Origin of the sequence: Aminobacterium colombiense DSM 12261 (assembly GCF_000025885.1) — a bacterium.
GTDB lineage: Bacteria > Synergistota > Synergistia > Synergistales > Aminobacteriaceae > Aminobacterium > Aminobacterium colombiense.
The window spans coordinates 888,495-907,317 of the sequence record NC_014011.1 but is presented as its reverse complement, the minus strand read 5'-3'; the positions used below and the strand labels follow the sequence as shown (position 1 = coordinate 907,317).

20 protein-coding genes are annotated in these 18,823 nt (G+C 44.9%); 19 read left to right on the top strand and 1 reads right to left on the bottom strand.

Features of this window, described 5'->3' with window-relative positions:
* Nucleotides 1–174 precede the first annotated feature (174 nt).
* From nadE to AMICO_RS04355, 15 genes are read left to right on the top strand one after another with little or no spacing between them, the layout of a single operon-like run.
* The gene (nadE, locus tag AMICO_RS04425; protein ID WP_013048265.1) at nucleotides 175–921 is read left to right on the top strand and encodes an NAD(+) synthase; all 747 of its coding nucleotides are present in this window, start codon (nucleotides 175–177) and stop codon (nucleotides 919–921) included.
* Between the two features lie 33 nt (nucleotides 922–954).
* Complete coding sequence (locus AMICO_RS04420) at nucleotides 955–1,704, top strand: YebC/PmpR family DNA-binding transcriptional regulator (RefSeq protein WP_013048264.1); 750 nt, start codon at nucleotides 955–957, stop codon at nucleotides 1,702–1,704.
* Nucleotides 1,697–2,221: a crossover junction endodeoxyribonuclease RuvC gene (gene ruvC, locus AMICO_RS04415; RefSeq protein WP_013048263.1), complete on the top strand. Its 525-nt coding sequence runs from the start codon at nucleotides 1,697–1,699 to the stop codon at nucleotides 2,219–2,221. The genes AMICO_RS04420 and ruvC overlap by 8 nt, the downstream gene beginning before the upstream one ends.
* Nucleotides 2,215–2,820 carry a Holliday junction branch migration protein RuvA gene (gene ruvA / locus AMICO_RS04410; RefSeq protein WP_013048262.1) on the top strand — a complete coding sequence of 202 codons (606 nt, stop codon included), beginning with the start codon at nucleotides 2,215–2,217 and terminating at the stop codon, nucleotides 2,818–2,820. Before ruvC ends, ruvA begins: the two co-directional genes overlap by 7 nt.
* Before the next feature lie 10 nt (nucleotides 2,821–2,830).
* Nucleotides 2,831–3,889: a Holliday junction branch migration DNA helicase RuvB gene (ruvB, locus tag AMICO_RS04405; RefSeq protein ID WP_013048261.1), complete on the top strand. Its 1,059-nt coding sequence runs from the start codon at nucleotides 2,831–2,833 to the stop codon at nucleotides 3,887–3,889.
* Nucleotides 3,877–4,101, top strand: a complete 225-nt coding sequence (locus AMICO_RS04400; RefSeq protein ID WP_013048260.1) for a DUF2905 domain-containing protein — start codon at nucleotides 3,877–3,879, stop codon at nucleotides 4,099–4,101. The genes ruvB and AMICO_RS04400 overlap by 13 nt, the downstream gene beginning before the upstream one ends.
* A 32-nt stretch (nucleotides 4,102–4,133) precedes the next feature.
* On the top strand, nucleotides 4,134–5,564 hold the full coding sequence (locus AMICO_RS04395) for a SpoIID/LytB domain-containing protein (RefSeq protein WP_013048259.1): 1,431 nt from the start codon (nucleotides 4,134–4,136) through the stop codon (nucleotides 5,562–5,564).
* A gap of 17 nt (nucleotides 5,565–5,581) precedes the next feature.
* The gene (queA, locus tag AMICO_RS04390) at nucleotides 5,582–6,631 is read left to right on the top strand and encodes a tRNA preQ1(34) S-adenosylmethionine ribosyltransferase-isomerase QueA (RefSeq protein ID WP_013048258.1); all 1,050 of its coding nucleotides are present in this window, start codon (nucleotides 5,582–5,584) and stop codon (nucleotides 6,629–6,631) included.
* A gap of 21 nt (nucleotides 6,632–6,652) precedes the next feature.
* Complete coding sequence (gene amrA, locus AMICO_RS04385) at nucleotides 6,653–7,960, top strand: AmmeMemoRadiSam system protein A (protein ID WP_013048257.1); 1,308 nt, start codon at nucleotides 6,653–6,655, stop codon at nucleotides 7,958–7,960.
* 2 nt (nucleotides 7,961–7,962) lie between these two features.
* Nucleotides 7,963–8,952 (top strand): AmmeMemoRadiSam system radical SAM enzyme, encoded by a 990-nt coding sequence (gene amrS, locus AMICO_RS04380; RefSeq protein ID WP_013048256.1) that lies wholly within the window; start codon nucleotides 7,963–7,965, stop codon nucleotides 8,950–8,952.
* A 16-nt stretch (nucleotides 8,953–8,968) separates the two neighbouring features.
* Nucleotides 8,969–9,973: an endolytic transglycosylase MltG gene (gene mltG / locus AMICO_RS04375; RefSeq protein ID WP_013048255.1), complete on the top strand. Its 1,005-nt coding sequence runs from the start codon at nucleotides 8,969–8,971 to the stop codon at nucleotides 9,971–9,973.
* Entirely contained in the window at nucleotides 9,970–10,248 is a 279-nt protein-coding gene (locus AMICO_RS04370) for a hypothetical protein (protein WP_041459336.1), read from the top strand. Before mltG ends, AMICO_RS04370 begins: the two co-directional genes overlap by 4 nt.
* Nucleotides 10,245–11,627 (top strand): TldD/PmbA family protein, encoded by a 1,383-nt coding sequence (locus tag AMICO_RS04365; protein WP_013048254.1) that lies wholly within the window; start codon nucleotides 10,245–10,247, stop codon nucleotides 11,625–11,627. Before AMICO_RS04370 ends, AMICO_RS04365 begins: the two co-directional genes overlap by 4 nt.
* Entirely contained in the window at nucleotides 11,614–13,977 is a 2,364-nt protein-coding gene (locus tag AMICO_RS09880) for an FtsK/SpoIIIE family DNA translocase (RefSeq protein ID WP_013048253.1), read from the top strand. The genes AMICO_RS04365 and AMICO_RS09880 overlap by 14 nt, the downstream gene beginning before the upstream one ends.
* A complete protein-coding gene (locus AMICO_RS04355) occupies nucleotides 13,964–14,701 on the top strand; it encodes a thiamine diphosphokinase (RefSeq protein WP_013048252.1) in 738 nt (245 codons plus the stop codon). The genes AMICO_RS09880 and AMICO_RS04355 overlap by 14 nt, the downstream gene beginning before the upstream one ends.
* Before the next feature lie 13 nt (nucleotides 14,702–14,714).
* On the opposite strand, the gene rpmB is transcribed toward AMICO_RS04355, so the two are convergent.
* Nucleotides 14,715–14,909 carry a 50S ribosomal protein L28 gene (rpmB, locus tag AMICO_RS04350; protein WP_013048251.1) on the bottom strand — a complete coding sequence of 65 codons (195 nt, stop codon included), beginning with the start codon at nucleotides 14,907–14,909 and terminating at the stop codon, nucleotides 14,715–14,717.
* A gap of 103 nt (nucleotides 14,910–15,012) precedes the next feature.
* Here rpmB and xseB point away from each other — a divergent pair, with 103 nt between their 5' ends.
* Genes xseB through AMICO_RS04330 form a run of 4 tightly spaced genes read left to right on the top strand, consistent with a single transcriptional unit; the run spans nucleotide 15,013 to nucleotide 18,809 of the window.
* Nucleotides 15,013–15,237, top strand: a complete 225-nt coding sequence (gene xseB / locus AMICO_RS04345; protein ID WP_013048250.1) for an exodeoxyribonuclease VII small subunit — start codon at nucleotides 15,013–15,015, stop codon at nucleotides 15,235–15,237.
* The gene (locus tag AMICO_RS04340; protein ID WP_013048249.1) at nucleotides 15,227–16,129 is read left to right on the top strand and encodes a polyprenyl synthetase family protein; all 903 of its coding nucleotides are present in this window, start codon (nucleotides 15,227–15,229) and stop codon (nucleotides 16,127–16,129) included. Before xseB ends, AMICO_RS04340 begins: the two co-directional genes overlap by 11 nt.
* A 30-nt stretch (nucleotides 16,130–16,159) precedes the next feature.
* The gene (dxs, locus tag AMICO_RS04335) at nucleotides 16,160–18,025 is read left to right on the top strand and encodes a 1-deoxy-D-xylulose-5-phosphate synthase (RefSeq protein WP_013048248.1); all 1,866 of its coding nucleotides are present in this window, start codon (nucleotides 16,160–16,162) and stop codon (nucleotides 18,023–18,025) included.
* Nucleotides 17,988–18,809: a TlyA family RNA methyltransferase gene (locus AMICO_RS04330; protein ID WP_338009586.1), complete on the top strand. Its 822-nt coding sequence runs from the start codon at nucleotides 17,988–17,990 to the stop codon at nucleotides 18,807–18,809. The genes dxs and AMICO_RS04330 overlap by 38 nt, the downstream gene beginning before the upstream one ends.
* The last annotated feature ends 14 nt before the right edge of the window (nucleotides 18,810–18,823 follow it).

The window sequence follows — 18,823 nt, the reverse complement described above, 5'->3', positions numbered from 1 at the left end:
ACCATTATAAATGATAAAAAAGGATTCTAACTCTTGAATAAATCTGTGATCACGCGGTGGTTTCATGTTAAAATTGGTAGTCTTGCCCCTTTATGCAGATGTCCCTGTCCTCTGATGAAGGGCTATATATGCTAGAATGAGATAAAACGGAGAAGGAAGGAAAGTGAATTTATAATGAAAACATATGTTCGCTCTCCGGAAACAATTGTTGCCGCTATAGAAAAATGGCTGGAGGAAAAAGCATCTGCGGCAAAGGCTAAGGGTTGTGTTGTTGGTCTAAGCGGGGGAATAGATTCTGCCCTTGTAGCTGTACTTTTAAGAAGGGCTTTTGGCACCAATATGCTTGGAGTCATAATGCCATGCCATAGCCTTTCAGAAGACCAGCAGGATGCGGAAAAATTAATAGAACTGTTTTCCATCCCATCCACTGTAGTAGACATTACCGCCACCTATGACACCCTTGTTCAACGTCTTAAAGAGACTAATGTCTACATTAACCCTTTAGCCCTAGCGAACATTAAACCGAGGCTAAGGATGACAACCCTTTATGCCCTTGCTCAATCAATGGGTTACCTTGTCTGCGGAACCAGTAACAAAGCAGAGATTGTTGCCGGCTACTTCACCAAGCATGGCGACTCAGGTGCAGACATCTGGCCTTTGGGGGATCTTTTGAAAGAAGAAGTTCGAGAAACCTCCACATTTCTAGGGATACCTGAGGAAATTGTTTACAAGCCCCCTTCAGCAGGCCTCTGGAAAGGACAAACTGACGAAGCAGAAATGGGTCTTACCTATGATGAGATAGATTCATATATTGCAACAGGAAACGTAAAAGAGGAAGTTAGGAAACGCATAGAAGAACGCTACCGCGGCTCAGCCCACAAACGGGAGCTGCCGCCGGTTTGTATTATACCGAAAAAATAATGAATTAGAATTTTATAGAAGAGGTGATTGTTCGTGTCCGGACATTCAAAATGGGCAAATATAAAACATAGGAAAGCTGCCCAAGACGCAAAGAGGGGAAATCTTTTTCAAAAATTGGTACGAGCTATTATTGTTGCCGCTAAAGAAGGTGGCGGAGATCCTTCGATGAATGTTCGTCTTAAAACGGCTATAGATAGAGCCAAAGCCGCAAGTGTACCAAACGACAACATCACACGAGCCATAAAAAGAGGTACAGGAGAAATCGACGGAGCTTCCTACGAAGAGATTACATATGAAGGCTATGGTTCCAACGGTGTCGCGCTGATGATTGAAGCTCTGACCGATAACCGCAATCGTACTGCCGCTGATGTACGAGCCCTTCTCGCAAGGGGTGGCGGATCTCTTGGCGAATCAGGCTGTGTGGCATGGATGTTTGAAAGGAAGGGCGTTATCGAGGTCAAAGGAGAAAACATTGACGAAGAAACTATTATGCTTGCCTGCCTGGAAGCGGGAGCTGAAGATTTTGAAGAGATAGAAGGCGGATATACTGTCTATACCTCGCCCGCCGCACTCAGTGATGTACAGGCAGCCCTTGAAGCCGCTGGGTATGAAGTGGCCAGCGCGGAGTCTGAAATGGTTCCTAACAACACCGTTGCTGTTGATACTGTTGAGCATGCGCAAAAAATCTTGAGGCTGCTCGAAAATCTTGAAGATCATGATGACGTTCAGAATGTTTATGCAAACTTCGACATTCCAGACGAAATTATGGAACAAATTGAGTAATAAAGCTTCTATCTCCTGTATCGGGATTGATCCTGGTTTAGGCCGTTTAGGATTTGCGTTGGTTAGAAAGGAAGGCCATTCCTTCTTCGCAGAGGAGTTTGGCTGCATTGAAACTCCCGCTAAAACCGATATTTCTCTGCGGCTCGAAATGATTTACAACAAACTTGGGGAGCGGATTCAATGCTGCTCCCCAGATTTTATGTCAGTGGAAAAACTTTTTTTCGGCAGAAATACAACCACTGCAGAATATGTGTGGCAGGCCCGTGGCATAGTTCTGCTTTTGGCATCTCAATATAAATTGCCTGTTTATGAACCCAAACCATCTCAAATAAAGGTTGCTGTTTGCGGTTTTGGCTCTGCTGATAAAAAACAAGTGCAAAGAATGGTACAGCGCATGCTGAATCTCAAGGAAATTCCAAAACCTGACGATGCGGCTGATGCTATAGCCATAGCCCTTACAGGCATAGCCCTTCATTCTTACAGCAAAAAAGCGAAAGCGGGTGGATTTTTATGTTGAGAAGTCTCGAAGGGAAAGTTCTCCATATCGGCGAAGAAAACGTTATACTTGATGTAAACGGCCTTGGTTTTGACATACTCTGTTCAGGAAGCGCACTTCGGCTATGTGAAGACAATGAAACCATACGCCTCACAACCTACCTGCAGGTCTCTGAAAATGGCGCGACTCTCTTTGGCTTTTCCAGTGAGCAGGAACGGGAAGTTTTTATAAAGCTATTAACGGTAAAGGGGGTAGGAGGCCGAGTGGGGCTGGCCGTACTGAGAACACTTTCTCCAACTCAGGTAATACGCTCAGTTGCAACTTCCGACACAGACACTTTTCTTCAGGTTCCTGGAGTTGGGAAGAAAACCGCTGAACGACTATGTTTTGAACTGAAACGCCATTTATCGGAAGAGATGCTTGCCGAATTTGCAGAAGAAGAGGTTCCGTCCATATTGGTTAAAAACACAGTAGCGGCAGCCCTTCGATCTCTCGGATTTACACAAAACGAGGTCTATAGCGTTATGAATCGTCTAAAAAGAGAAATGGGATCTGAGTTTGACACAACAAAAGAGGACATTCTGCTTAAAAGAGCCCTTCGTGAGCTGAAAAGAAACTGAGGTGAAAAGCGTGACAGAAGAAAGAACGAACTTTTTCGACCTTCAGAAAAAAGATTTTGAAGAAGAGCTCACTCTTCGCCCATCAAGTCTACAGGATTTTGTTGGACAGCAAAAACTTAAAGATAAGCTATCAATATATGTTCAAGCGGCTCGACAACGAAAAGAAGCCCTTGACCATATTCTTTTTTATGGCCCTCCAGGTTTGGGGAAAACGACCCTGGCTGGAATCATCGCCCATGAAATGGGGGGACAGCTCCGAGTTACCACGGGGCCAGCTTTGGAAAAAGCTGGCGATATTGCCGCGATTTTATCGAATCTAGAACCTTTTGATGTGCTTTTTATTGACGAGATACATAGACTCCCTGCAAATGTTGAAGAGATTCTTTATCCAAGCATGGAGGATTTTAGCCTCCATATCATTGTTGGGAAGGGGCCATTGGCCAATAACATCTGTTTGACCCTTCCGCCCTTCACCCTTGTAGGGGCAACAACACGACTTGGACTGCTCACTTCGCCCCTTCGGGCGCGGTTTGGCATAGTAGAGCAACTGGCTCTCTACAATGTAGACGAAACTTCCGAAATAGTTCAAAGAGGCGCAAAGGTTCTGGGAATTGAAATTGAAGAGGAAGCCGCCTATGAAATAGCGCGAAGGTCTCGAGGAACACCGCGGGTGGCTATCAGATTGCTTAAAAGGGTAAGGGACGTCGCAGAGGTTCGTCAATCCCCTTCTATCAATACAGCAGTAGCATCTGTTGCCTTGAATATGCTCGGCCTGGATACCCTTGGCCTTGATGACGGCGACCGACGGATACTGCAGGTTATTGTTGAACTTTTCGATGGGGGACCAGTTGGCCTTTCAACAATAGCAGCCGCATTGAACGAAGAAGGTCAGACTATCGAGGATATTTATGAACCCTACCTTATTCAGAAAGGGCTGATAGAACGAACGCCACGAGGGAGAAAGGCCACACGAAATGGTTATCTTTACCTAGGCAAGAACCCTCCTGAAACATTAAACGATCAACTAGAGCTTTATCAAGAGGAGGAATCTGGCATATGCAAGGAGTAGGCAAACTTCTTATTTCTATGGGGATTATACTTTGTATCGCCGGAGTTGTTGTCCTCTTTTTAGGCAGGTTCAATATTCCACTGGGGAAGCTGCCTGGAGACATTACCTATACTCGAAAAAACGTGACAGTCTTTGCCCCTATTACAACTATGCTGGTTGTCAGCGTTGTTTTAACGATTGTATTGAATATTATTGGACGGTGGATGAAATAACAACAAAAGAGAGAAGGAGGAGCCACTCTCCCATGAAACGAATGATCTGGATCATCTTTTTATTAATACTCGCTGGGGGCAGCTTTTCAGATGCCCCCCTAATAAGCAGCTCCCGTGCAGAAGCAGAACCCAACCCCATAAGAGTTGGCGTGGGAATAGGTCTTTCACAGACAACCATTTCGGCGAAGTCTCCAATCATCTTGAAAGACGGCAACGGTAAAAAATTTCGGGCAAACAATAATATTACTATTGGATACGCAAGCAAAAATACAGTTAAGATTGGCAAACATTCTCTTAAACTTCCTCTGGAGTTAAGCTCTAAAGGCTTCTTAAAATTCAACAAAGTAGAGTACAGAGGCATTATTCGCATTCTCAGCAATGGCAACTCCTTTAATGTGGTCAATGTGTTAGACGTAGAAGACTACTTGAGAGGTGTTCTAAAAATGGAAACAAATCCTGCCTGGCATCTTGAGGCTTTAAAGGCTCAGGCTGTCATCTCTCGAACCTATGCTTTAAAGAACAGGGGGAAATATGGGAGTAAGGGATTTGATCTCACGGCAACCCCAAACTGCCAGGTCTATCGGGGAGTCAATGCTGAAACTTCCAGAACGGACCAGGCCATTAAAGAAACAAAAGGCGTTGTCGTAGTTTATGGTTCTGATTTAGCCCTTACCCCCTTTCATTCAGACAGTGGGGGCGCCACTGCCAATGTTGCTGAAGTATGGAGCAGTTCCATTCCATACTTGAGAGGTGTCAAGGAAGCCGCTTCCTATGATTCTCCCTATTCATCGTGGAATCTCACTCTCTCTTCACAGCAAATCCAGGAAGCACTCAATAAAACTGGAGCAAACGTCGGAGATGTCATAGATCTCCAAGTGAATCAGCGGGATGCTTTTGGCCGCCCTGTAACCCTTATAGCAAAGGGGAGCCATGGTACGAAGGAGATAAAGACACATCAATTCCGAATGGCTGTCGGCCCGACACAATTAAGAAGCACCTTCTTCACTATTAATGGGGAGACTGGCAGTTCCACAATCCAAGGGCCTCAACGCAATACTTCAACTGGGAGCCAGCCCACGTCATTAAAAAAAGAAGACCTTGGAGACATTAATGGCCCTATGACTTGGGAAGAAGAGCAGAGCCTCATCACATTGACACAGCAAGGTGCTTTTTCCGCTAATGAAATGATAGACATGCTTATGCACCCAGAAAAGAAAAAGACATATCTTTTGCAAGTATTAAAGAAGGGCACCCAACAAAAAGCAGCCGGGGCGCCATCTAAAGTTTCTGCCCAGAGCTCTTCAAGAAGACCATCTAAGGGAACCTTTGTTTTTTCTGGCAAGGGCTGGGGGCACGGTGTGGGCCTTTCACAATGGGGAGCCAAGAGTCTCGCTGAGCAGGGGTGGAAATATGCTAAAATACTTCAGCATTACTACCCAGGTACAAATCTTAAACAACGATAAGAAGGCGATGACGGTTTATGGTACCAAACCTTTACGACATAGAATCTTATGCTTATGATCTTCCTGAAGGTCGTATTGCGCAAACTCCTGCCTCTCCTCGCAATCATTCGAGACTTCTTGTGCTCGATAAGAACAGCGGAACTATGATTCATTCTCGCTTTTACGAACTTCATCGTTTTTTGAAGGAAGGAGATGTCATAGTCTTAAACGACACGCGAGTTATTCCCGCCCGCCTCTTTGGCGTTAAAGAAAAGGGCAGTGCCCGAGCTGAAATACTGCTTCTCAAGCCGCTGGACGGACTGTGGAAAAGATGGGAAGCACTGGTTCGGCCGGGAAGGCGGCTTAGACCAGGAAGTATCGTTATCGTCAGGGAAGACATACCGGTACAGGTACAGGAAGCATTAGCTGATGGAGTTCGTGTTGTCCGATTCCCAGAAGAATGTAATGTGCTGTCTTTGCTGGAAGAAGTGGGAGAGATTCCTTTTCCGCCCTACATAAAAAGCACCACGGCTACAGCACTAGACTATCAAACCGTTTTTGCAAAACGCAACGGATCGTCCGCAGCACCCACAGCAAGTTTGCACTTTACAGAAAATCAGCTGAGGGATCTTGAGGATAAACATGGCATAACTTTTGCCTGGGTTACTCTTCATGTTGGCTTAGGTACTTTCAGACCTGTTCAGGAAGAAGACATTCGTCAACACGTAATTCATGAAGAATATTGCGAGGTACCAGAGGAAACAGCGGCTCTCATACGAAAAGCCAAAGAAGAGGGTCGCAGGATTATCGCTTCAGGCACTACTGTTGCAAGGACATTGGAGAGCATGGCAACCCATGATGAAAACGTTGTCCAGTACGGTAGAAAAAACACTTCTCTTTTTATCTATCCTGCTTACCAATTCTCAGTAATTGACGGTCTTATTACAAACTTTCATCTTCCCAGAAGTACCCTTCTTATGCTTGTAGCCGCTTTAGCGGGGTACGACAATATTATGGAGGTCTATGAAACAGCAGTGAAAATGGGGTATCGTTTCTTCTCTTTTGGAGATGCCATGCTGATACAGTAAGATAAGGAGGGTGGTGCTGCTATGTGGAAATGGGCTTGTCTCGTTCCTCATCCGCCTATCATTATTCCGGAAGTTGGGCGTGGCAATGAAAAAGAAGCTGTTCGTACTATTCAAGGCATGTCTGATCTGACACAAAGGCTTGAAAAAGAGAAGCCGGATATTCTCTTTTTACTTTCTCCCCATGCTCCTTACACTCGGGGACTTTTGTTTCTTGAAGCTCAGCTCTATAAAGGGGATCTTTCATTATTTGGTGTTCCTGAAATTTCAATGCAAATTAACGGCAACGAAGAAAAAACAGAGTTAATAAGCAACTATCTCAAACAAAGTGTACCAGTGGAAGTCATAAAAGAAAAGAAAGGGCATCTTGATCATGCTTCCCTTGTCCCCCTATACTTTTTTTATAAAAAATGGGGTTCTTTGCCCAACCTCATTTTGGCTAATCCTATAGGGCTGACCCTTGAGGAATCGGCTAAAGTCGGGGAAATGCTTCATCAATTCCGTGACGCCCTTCAATGGGGACTTGTTGCTAGCGGCGATCTTTCTCATCGAGTTAAACCTGGCGCCCCAGCCGGATATTCACCTCTTGGCGCATTCTTTGATGAACAGGTAGTTCGCGCAATTCAACACTCTGATCCAGATCTTCTTCTCAGTTTGCCTATGAGAACCATTGAAGAAGCCGGGGAATGCGGCCTGCGGTCAGTACTCATCTTTCTTGGTCTTTCTGGCCATACGACAAAACTTCTCTCTTATGAAGCGCCCTTTGGAGTCGGCTATGCTGTAGCTCTAGCCATCCCCCAAAAGACCTACCCAGGGCTAGCTCGTAAAACCATAGAAATGTATGTAAAAGAAAAACGGAAACCGACAAAAGATGAGCAAAAGTCTTGGTCTCCAGAAGAAGCACTAGACCAGAAGGGAGCCTGCTTCGTTTCTTTAAAAACAAAAGAAGGTCATCTGCGAGGGTGTATTGGCACTATTCTTTCGTCATATTCATCCCTTTCGGAAGAAGTAATAGAAAACGCTATTGCAGCTGCGTCAGAAGACCCCCGTTTTGCGCCGGTGGAACAAGAAGAATTAAAAAATATCGTCGTTTCTGTGGATATACTTTCAGAGCCAGAAAAAATTGATTCAGAAAATGACCTGGATCCTAAACGATATGGAGTCATCGTTTCCAAGGGAATGAGAAAAGGGGTTCTTCTGCCGGATCTTGAGGGAGTGGATAGTGTAGAAAAGCAATTGACCATCGCTTCCCAGAAAGCTGGAATCTTTTCTCTTGACAATGTAACCATATATCGATTCACGGTACAGCGCTTCCCAGAAAGAAGGGACTGACCATGGCTTACGAAGCATCCTGGTGGCATAAAGAAGGAGGCACTGTTGTCTGCGATCTTTGTTTTCACCACTGTTCTTTAAGGTATGGCCAAAAAGGCTTTTGCGGCGTACGGATGAACCAGAAAGACAAGGGGCTTGTCAGCCTAAACTATGGTTTTGTATCCTCTGTAGGCATTGATCCAGTAGAAAAAAAACCTCTTTTTCACTGGAATCCAGGTACTTCCATTCTTTCTTTAGGAAGCATCGGGTGTAATATGCGCTGTCAATTTTGTCAGAACTGGCAGATATCCACATGTTCTGACACTGTTTCTCTTTCTTTTCTTCTGCCTTCTGAGCTGGTTGACATTGCAAAAAAAGAAAATATAAAATCTGTCGCCTTTACATATAATGAACCTTTTATCTGGTACGAATATGTGCTCGAATCAGCTATCAAACTTAAAAAAGAGGGCTTTTCTGTAGTGGTTGTTTCAAATGGCATGATCAACCCAGAGCCCTTGCAAGAACTGCTTCCATACATAGATGGAGCAAATATTGATATAAAGGCCTTTGATCCTCAAACGTATTCCTTTCTTGGCGGCGACCTTAGAAGTGCAAAAAGAACAGTGGAAGCTATGGTTGAAGCTCATGTTCATGTGGAACTTACAAGCCTCATCGTTCCAGGAATTCACAACGATGTCCTATGGCTGGAGCCTCTTGCTCAATGGGCGGCTTCCGTGTCCCCCAATATAGTTTTGCATATTTCCAGATATTTCCCCAGTTACAAATGGCATCGCCCAGCGACACCTCTGAACATGTTGAATGAAGCAAAAGAACGGGCAGCTCAATATTTGCCCTTTGTTTATCTAGGTAATATTGATACTCCAGCAGTCACTCTCTGCCCCAACTGCGGGGCAGCAGTCATAGAACGCCATGGATATAAGACACACATTATAAACCTGGATGAAAAAGGCAACTGTTCGCTGTGTGGAAATCATATAGTTACCCTTACTTAAAAAGGAGAGCGAGAGCATGGATAAATTCATTGATGGTCTGTTATTCCTTATTGTCTCTATCTATATTGTTTTTATTAGCATGCAATCACCTCAATGGTGGGATGAACAGTTTCCCTTAGGGAGAGGGGAGCCTGTTTCTGTGCTCGTGCTGCCAAGCCAAACCGCAAGAGAAATCGCTTCCAAGTTTCAGGACGCTGGTGTTGTAGAGAATTCGAAGGAGCTTGCATTTTGGATGAGTCGGTTAGGCATTGACCGAAAAATTAAAACTGGTATGTATTCCATACGCAAAGGTTCACCATGGGAAGTAGCAAGACAGTTGGGAAAAGCCACTCCTTTTCAGGATAAAATGACTTTAATTCCCGGATCTGATATTTTTTCCATCGCTGAGCAATTTCAATTGACAGAAGCAAAAGAACTGGCTTCCCTTCTTCTGAAGGACGAGTTTTTTGATAATTCTCTTCTGTCATTACTCCCTGCCGATGCAGAAACACGGGCTGCTTTTTTACTTCCAGACACATATAATGTAGCACAAACATCCCCTGAAGCCTTGATACAGGCTGGAACGGCTCTATGGTGGAAAAAGTTCGGTGACCGTGTAAAGGGCAACTCTCCTCAGGAAGTTACAGATTTAGCAATACTGGCCTCCCTCATTGAACGGGAAGCTAAAAGAGACGAAGAGCGTGCACTTATAGCAGGAGTCATTCAAAACAGGCTCAAGATAAAGATGCCTCTGCAAATCGATGCAACAGTTGTCTATGCCTGGAAAAGGGAGGGGGAGGTTCTTCAGCGAGTGCTTTACAAGCATCTGGAAGTGGAATCCCCTTATAATACCTATAAAAAACTAGGACTTCCTCCCACTGCAATCTGTGTACCTTCCAAGGCCTCATGGGAAGCGGCATTAGTCCCAGAAAAAACTGAGTATCTCTATTATGTAGCAAGGAAAAACGGCGAACATATCTTTGCTAAAACATACAAGGATCATTTGGCCAACATTCGAAAGATACGGGGCGAAAAACAATGAAAGAAAAGGCAAATACCCCTTCTGATATGATACAGCTTATCCTTTCGACAAATCCTGCATTCATAGTTCTTATAAGCTGGATAGTATCTGAATACGATGGGATTGGATTTATACGTACAGACGACCCTCAAAAAGGAATTCTATCGTTCTTTTGCCCCTATGAAAGAGCAGAAGAAGGGAGAATACTTATGAAAAAGCTCTCGGAAGAGGGAATTCCTGTTAAGATAGAAGAGATAAAAGAATTCGAGAAAAGAGAGGAAGAAGACGAAGTATGAGCCATTTGGCGCTAAAAGAAGCACTAGAATCACTCCATCGTCATGACATAGATTTTGCAGATTTATTTTTTGAATCCTCTTCATTCCATAGCTCTTCTTTTGAAGATAAAACTATGGAAGAAATTAGCACTTCCCTCAGGGAAGGGGTAGGGGCAAGGATATTATTCAATGATTTGACATCTTTTGCCCATATGCCAGGTGTAACGCTCAAAGACGGCCTGACCGCACTGCAGGAAGCAGCTTTAAATATGGGGATTATCATCCCATCAACAACTTTGGATAACAACCTTCTCGAAAGAGTTGTAAGAGAAGTAATCCCTCCCCAACCAGCGGACCAGAAGTTTTTCCATTATATCGACCAGGCTCTTCGGCAAAAAAGCTCTCTTGTGACTCAAGTTTCCATAAACTATACCCTTTCATCCCGTCAGATCGCTATCATTAACGATAAAGGCGAACTGAGAAAAGACGAAAGGGCCTATACAAGCTTTAGTGTAGAGGTTGTAGTAGAAAAAGAGGAACAGATACAGACAGGATATGAAAGTGCGGCAAGGGCAGAATCTCCTGATCTCTTTTGGCAACACCACGATCCAGACGCCCTCGCTCAAAGGGCCCTCGATGAGGCTCTATTGATGCTGGACGCTCCTGATTGCCCTGCAGGGACAATGCCTGTTTTGCTTTCCGGAGAAGCAGGCGGAACTCTTATTCATGAAGCTTGCGGCCATGGACTGGAAGCAGACATTATTCAAAAGGACTACTCCGTGTATCGCAATAAACTGGGAGAAAAAGTGGCGAGCCCTCTTGTGACCATGATTGACGACGGCACTATTTCAGGACTCTATGGCAGCTATTCTATCGATGATGAAGGGATGCCGGCAAAGCGAACAGTTCTCATAGAAAACGGGATTTTAAAGGCGTACTTGACAGATATGGTCTCATCAAAGAAAGATAATTTACCTCTTTCAGGCAATGGACGGCGGAGTTCATACAGAAATCCGCCTATCCCCCGCATGAGCAATACCTTTATTCTTCCAGGAAACAATGAACCTGAAGAAATGATCAAAGGCATAGATTATGGCCTGTATGTAAAGAGGATGGGTGGAGGAGAAGTAAACCCTACAACAGGAGATTTTGTTTTTCAGGTGACGGAGGGTTATCTTATTCAAAGGGGGAGCATAATCCATCCTGTAAAGGGTGCTCTTCTCACAGGAAATGGGCCGGAAGCCCTTATGGATATAGTAGGGGTAGGAAAAGATCTGCATTTTCTTCCAGGCACATGCGGCAAAGCTGGTCAATCAGTTCCAGTGACAGATGGACAACCATCACTGCTTATAAAAAAGATGACAGTTGGAGGAAGCTCGACAGACCATGAAACTCTTTAACTTTAAAAAGGGGAAAAAACGCGGACGCCCTAAACAAAAAAATGAAGAACGACAAAGAATTCGCGAGGATAGAATTCGCCGCCTGGCGAAGGGGATGCGTCTGTTTTTTTTCTTTTTACTTATTGGCGATATCTACGTCATAGCGTCTCTTTTCTCTTTTTGGACAGGAGAATTCGGTCTGTTCATTCGACAAATTCTTACACAAAGAGGGGGAGGGGCCGTTCTTATTATTCTCATATTCGGCGCTTATGTCTGTCTTTCCATTTTGTTGCATCGAAAGATCCAGCAGCTGGCAGTACAGACGTTGGCCACACTCTTTCTCTTTACGGCAGGCGCGCTCGTATTAGGCCTTCTGGAACGATTAAACGGCCCATCAGTATGGGGCGTACTGAAGCCTGGTTTTTTTGGACAAAACCTGACACAGTTCTTTTTAGTCAATGGAGGTTTTTTTGGAACTCTCCTTTTCTGCTTTGCAGCTCTTTTTACATCTACCGTTCTTTATGGTTTTATAAAAACAAGAACTATTTTAGCTTTCGGGCGAACCGTGCTAAGCGGCATTACGAATCTCCGGCCTTCAGAATCTAAAAAAACTGTGCAAATTGAAAATGAAAGTAACACAAATGCCTCAGCAGATGAAAGAACAGCCGCTATGGAAGCTGAGGAGACTACAGAAACTGATAAAGAAAACATTGCCGAATACGAAGATCTGCCAGTCATTACAACTTTTGAAAGAACTTCTTCCTTCGAGAGAACTTATGGCAAAGAAGATGGACATCTTGATAGCGAAACTAAAAAAGACGTGGACTTATCACCAAATGTTCGAATGATATTGAAAGAGGAAGACTCTACTGACGTAGAAGGAGAAGCGTTGCCTGAAATCGATATAAAGAAAGAAGACATGAAAGAAGAAATAACCGCAGGGAAATTCCCGCCCCCCCTGGAACTTTTTGGAGCTCCTGAGCCGCCAGAGCAGGATCTAGGAGAACAAAAAGCCAAGGAGCAGGCGGAGGCTATTATATCCACATTAGCCGACTTTGACGTACAGGCAGAACTGGCAGAAATAGTTATCGGCCCCACAGTCATTCAGTTTCAAGTACAGCTCGCGCCAGGAATAAAAGTTAGTAAAATTGCAGGATTGGCAAATGATCTTGCTGTAGCACTTGCTGTCCCTGCCTTACGGGTAGAAGCACCTATTCCGGGAAAACCCTATGTAGGAATAGAGATTCCCAACCCTAAACGGAGAGGTGTACTGTTAAGACGAATTCTTGAATCGCAAGCCTTTGAACAAGCCGACTACAACCTTCCACTGCCAATGGGAGTACGAGTCGACTCAAGGCCCCTTATTATCGGTCTGGAAGATTTGCCCCACCTTCTTGTTGCGGGAACGACAGGTTCGGGAAAAAGCGTATTTGTAAATAGCTGTATCGCAGGACTTTGCTATTGTCGTAAACCGGAAGAACTCAGATTGCTTATGATCGACCCCAAACGGGTTGAGCTCAGCATTTATGAGCATTTGCCCCACATGTTGGCCAAACCTGTGACATCTCCTAAAAAAGCTATTCAAGCCTTGGCATGGGCAGTACGGGAGATGGAGCAGAGATACGACATTTTTGCAAAAGCTCGGGTTCGAAATCTGGCGGGATACAACGAAAAAGCAATACCCAAAGACAGGCTCCCACACATAGTCATAATAGTGGATGAGCTTGCAGATCTGATGTTTACCGCTCAAAAAGACGTGGAAGACTATATTTGCCGGCTTGCGCAAATGGCAAGGGCTACAGGTATCCATCTTTTGCTCGCTACTCAGCGACCATCTGTAAATGTGGTTACAGGGCTTATTAAAGCGAATATCCCAGCCCGTGTCGCATTTACATTGCCATCTCAGGCGGATTCCAGAACTATCATTGATGTTTCCGGAGCAGAAAAACTTCTAGGGAAAGGGGATATGCTTTTTGTCAGCCCCAGGTTCCCCAAGCCGGTGCGCCTCCAATCTCCCTATATAGAAGATGGCAAATCCCTTGAATTCATCAATTATATGAAGGCTCTTTTTGGTAAACCGGAGTATATTGATATAGAAGAACAGGGGGGGAGCAGTGGAGATGGCTCTGGTGCCGACTCTCCTTTTACTGATGATCCTCTGCTCGAAGAAGCTATGCAAATTATCCTTGACTCTGGCATCGCCTCAGCAAGCCGCCTGCAGAGGCAGCTCCGTATAGGTTTTACTCGGGCCGCCCGCCTTATAGACACAATGGAACAGCTTGGGATCGTAGGGCCTCCTGAAGGTTCTAAGCCGCGTGAAATTCTTGTAGATGATCAAAGGGCACTGGAGATTTTAGATGAACACATCTAAAACTGGGATTTTTCACTTAAATGGCTGGAAGCTGCGTTCAAGCCGTTTTAACAAAGTTCCGACCATCCTTCTCATAGCAGGTGGGCGAGCACCTTCAGTGGAGTGGCTTGTGCAGACTGCCTCGCTTTTTGACGAAATCTGGTGCGCTGACGCGGGAATCGACATATGCAAGAAGACCGGCATTGTGCCCCATTACCTTGTAGGAGACAGTGACAGCAGCTCTCTAGAAGGGAGGACATGGGCTGAAAAAATGGGGGTTCATATAGAAACATATCCTGTAGATAAGGAATATACTGACCTTCAGCTTACACTTAGAAGAATAGGCGAAACCTATTCTTCGCCGGAAGTTGTACTTACAGGATGTTGGGGAGGCCGTCTTGACCATACCTGGAGCAATATTTTTTCTGCCCTATGGGCTGAAGACTGGGGTGTTCATATTCGAAGCCTCTGTGACGACAAGGAAGCGCTCTTTATTCTTCAGGGAGCAGAGCAGGTTTCTTTCTGTTTTAATAGACCCGAACCAGAGATAATATCCCTATTCGCTTTGGAAGAAAAGGTGGAAGGTGTATCTATTCGGGGAACTCGCTGGGAACTGGAAAATGTTTCCCTTGAAATGGCGCGGCCTTATGCTATAAGCAACAGGCTCGAAAAAAGCAGAGAGGATTACGTTGAAATCTCAGTAGACAAAGGAAGACTTGCAGTGTATCTTTACTGGACAGAATAAAAAAGCGGGCTGACTATACAGCCCGCTTGACTTTGCCAGATTTAAGGCATTTTGTACAAATTTTCATGCGTCGTGTTTCGCCAGCGCCAAGATCAACCTTCACATTCTGCAGATTGACAAGCCAACGTCTTCTTGTATGACGATTGGAATGGCTGACAGCGTTTCCTGTAACAGGTCCGCGGCCGCAACATTCACAAACTCTAGCCATTGATTTTCCGCCTCCTCCGAAGGAAATAATGTTCGAACAGGTGGATTTTATCACAGGTTAGGCAGGTAGAGCAATTGTTCTATGTAAAAAAGGGGGATCAATTATGAATTTCAGTCAGAAATTAGATGAAATACAAAAGATCGTACATACATTAGAAAAAGATGAACTGCCTCTTGAAGCAGCCCTGGAGCTGTTTGAGCAGGGCGTGAGCCTCGTAAAAGAATGCCAGGTCTATTTAACACAAGCCGAGCAAAAAATTTTTCTTCTAACCAACTCTGGAAAAGAAGAGCCGTTGAACATGGAGCTCAAAGAAAACAATGATGAATGACATGGTAAAAAGAGAGCTTGAAAAAAACCGAGTATGGTTTGAGGACCACCTTAACTCTCTGTGTTCATCAAGACCTGAAAACATTCCCCCCCGGCTTTGGGAATCCATGACATACTCTCTTCAGGCAGGGGGAAAAAGACTTCGTCCCATATTATGTGTCAAAGCAGCAGAATCAGTAGGAGGGGAAAAAGAAAAGGTTCTTCCCATGGCATTAGCGCTGGAAATGGTTCATACCGCTTCTTTAATACACGATGATCTTCCGGCCATGGATAATGATTCTCTTAGACGGGGAAAACCCACAAACCATATGATCTATGGCGACGCATTGGCTATTCTTGCTGGTGACGCCCTCCTGGCATGGGCCTTTGAATATTCTCTTAAAGGGCTCATGGATAGAGGAGTGCCCCCTTCTTCAATAGTTCAGGCGCTTTCTATTTTTGCCCAGGCAGTAGGACCTTCCGGAATATGTGGTGGGCAAGTTCTCGATACCGACCCCGCAAGCTTTACTTCGTCACTTTCCTTTGTAGCCAACATTGCTCTACAAAAGACAGCTGTGCTTCTTCAGGCATCATTGGTTACGGGAGCTATTCTGGGAGGAGCTTCTCAAGAAATAGCGGGAGCCTTTGGAAAATACGGACGCCATTTGGGTTTGGCGTTCCAGATTGTTGACGATATACTAGATGTAACGTCTTCACCAGAAGAACTGGGGAAAACTCCCGGTAAAGATGCGGCGCAACAAAAAATTACGTTTGTCACACAGTTCGGATTGGAAGAGGCTCGTAAAATGGCTTTAAAAGAAAGTAAAGAGGCTGCAGAATCTCTCTTTATGCTAGGTTCCTCAGCAGTTTTTTTCCAAAAACTGGCTCTCTCCCTTTCCAAACGAAGTCGTTGACGTCGTAAAGGAGGCAACACTGCAAAGATCATGCGAATTTTGAACAAACTGACAGACTATCGTGATCTAAAAGATATGTCCCGCGGAGCCCTGGATTTTTTATGCCAGGATATACGGGAAGAGATTATACGAGTTGTAACCAAAAACGGGGGACATCTAGCATCGTCTCTTGGCGCCGTTGAACTTATCGTGGCACTATTGCGGCAATTCAACCCCCTTGAAGATAGAATTATTTTCGACGTAGGACATCAGGCCTACGCTTATAAGATTCTCACTGATAGAAAAGATCAGTTTGCCACCCTTCGTCAATGGGGTGGAATAAGCGGCTTTCCCAAGCGTGAAGAAAGCCCCTGTGACCATTTCAACGTTGGACATAGCAGTACTTCCTTATCCGCTGCCCTAGGGTACTGTAAAGCCCGTGATATTCAGAACCAAAAGCACCATGTGGTGGCTGTCATTGGCGATGGAGCTCTTTTGAATGGATTGTCCTTTGAAGCCTTAAACTACACAAAAGACGCCCATACCAAAGTGATATACATACTGAATGATAACAAAATGTCCATCGGCCATCGTGTTGGAGGCTTTGCATCTCATTTGGCCAAATTAAGCTCTAGCCAGGCATATAACAGCTTGAAGAAATATATTAAAGAATCCTGCGCCTCTATACCTCAGGGTCAGTCAATAGAAAATGTTTTGGCTAAATTTAAGGACCATATAAAATCCCTGGTGAAACCTGACAATATCTTTGACGAACTTGATATCAATTATTGGGGCCCCTTTGACGGACATAACATAGAGGAAATGGAAACGGTTCTTAAAATGGCAAAAAGCTATCATAAGTCCGTACTGATCCATGTAGTGACGAAAAAGGGGAAAGGGCTTCCCTGTGCTGAAAAACATCCTGATACCTATCATGGAGTACCTGTAAATGGATTTGTAAAAAAAACTACAGGTACAAGCTGGAGTGCTTCCGCTACTGAAGTATTATGCTCAATGGCAGAAAAGGATTCCCGTATAGTCTGTCTCACAGCAGCCATGAAGAATGGAACCCGCCTCGATGAATTTGCCCTCCGTTTTCCCGACCGTTTCTTTGATGTGGGAATAGCCGAAGAGCACATGCTTACCATGGCGGCCGGGATGGCGGCCGGTGGGCTCAGACCGGTTGTGTTCATCTATTCCACCTTTCTTCAAAGGGCTATGGATCAGCTGGCCCACGATATCGCCCTTCAAGATCTCCCTGTGGTCATAGCCGTGGATAGAGGAGGCCTTGTCGGTGAAGACGGGGAAACGCATCAGGGACTTTTTGATATTGCCTGGTGCAAAACTATACCTAACGTAAATATGCTTATTCCTAGAGACAGGATAGATCTCGAAAAAGCCTTTCAGTTCGGCCTGGCTCACCATAAGCCAACAATCATCCGATATTCAAGGGGAATTGCCCCGGAAGCAATAATTCGTCATGAGACAACGCCGGCACTATCCCCTTTTCAGAGTGAAATCCTGATGGATGGTAAGGAGTGGACCCTTATAGGGATGGGGGCGACCATTGATCTCTGCCTGAAAAGCCGGGAAAGGGCCATAGAGGAAGGAGTACCAGCCCCATCTGTTATGGACCTTCGATGTGCCAAACCCCTGGACTGGACCACCCTTGACAAAACCCTCCAAAAGGATAACCTCGTAATCATTTTGGAAGAGGGGTATAAATTCGGCGGGGTAGGCGAAGCCATTGCGTCCAGAAGCGCAGAATTCGCTTTTAAAGCCCGTGTTCTCCCTTTAGGGATCCCCGATCTCTTCGTTCCTCACGGAACACCCGCAATTCAAAGAGAATACTGCGGCTTAACGTATCAGAGAGTGGTGAATTGTTATAAAGAAGAAGCTCAAAGAAAGAGTCGATAAACTTATTGTAGAAAGAAAACTGGCTGCAACAAGGGCGAAGGCTCAGGCTCTTATTCTGGAAGGCAAGGTCTTCTCGTCCCAGCAAAAAATTGATAAAGCTGGAACCTTGCTTCCGGAAGACGCACCTCTTGAAATAAGAACAAACGAGAGTGAATGGGTGAGCAGAGGCGCCTATAAACTTCTACGGGCTCTTGAGGTTTTTTCTGTGGATCCGAAAGGCAAGGTTTGCATGGATTTGGGAGCGTCTACCGGTGGTTTTACAGATGTTCTTCTTGCTAGAGGGGCCCGTCGAGTTTACGCAGTGGATGTGGGCTATGGCCAGTTAGCCTGGAAATTGCGAAACGATTCAAGAGTGGTCGTTATGGAACGAACTAACGCCCGCTATTTGCAGCGGGAGCATTTTGATGAGCCTCTGGACATGGTGACCATTGATGCTTCCTTTATTTCATTGAAGCTCCTCCTCCCTGTAGTTGACAGTCTTATTTCAAAGGGAGGAAGTATAATATGTCTTGTAAAACCACAGTTCGAGGCAGGGAAAGACCGCCTTGGTAAGGGTGGAATCGTTCGAAAGCCCGAAATTCATAAAGATATTCTCACGGAGGTTGCATTTTTTATAGAAGAACAAACAACATTGCGGCTTAAGGGAGCTACATGGTCTCCCATAAAAGGGCCAAAAGGAAACATAGAGTTTTTATTCTACCTGCAAAAAAATGGGCATGGGAATTCTCATGCCATTGATTTTGATACACTAGTAGAAGAAAGCCATAGAACTCTTATAAATTGAGAAGAAAGGGAAGA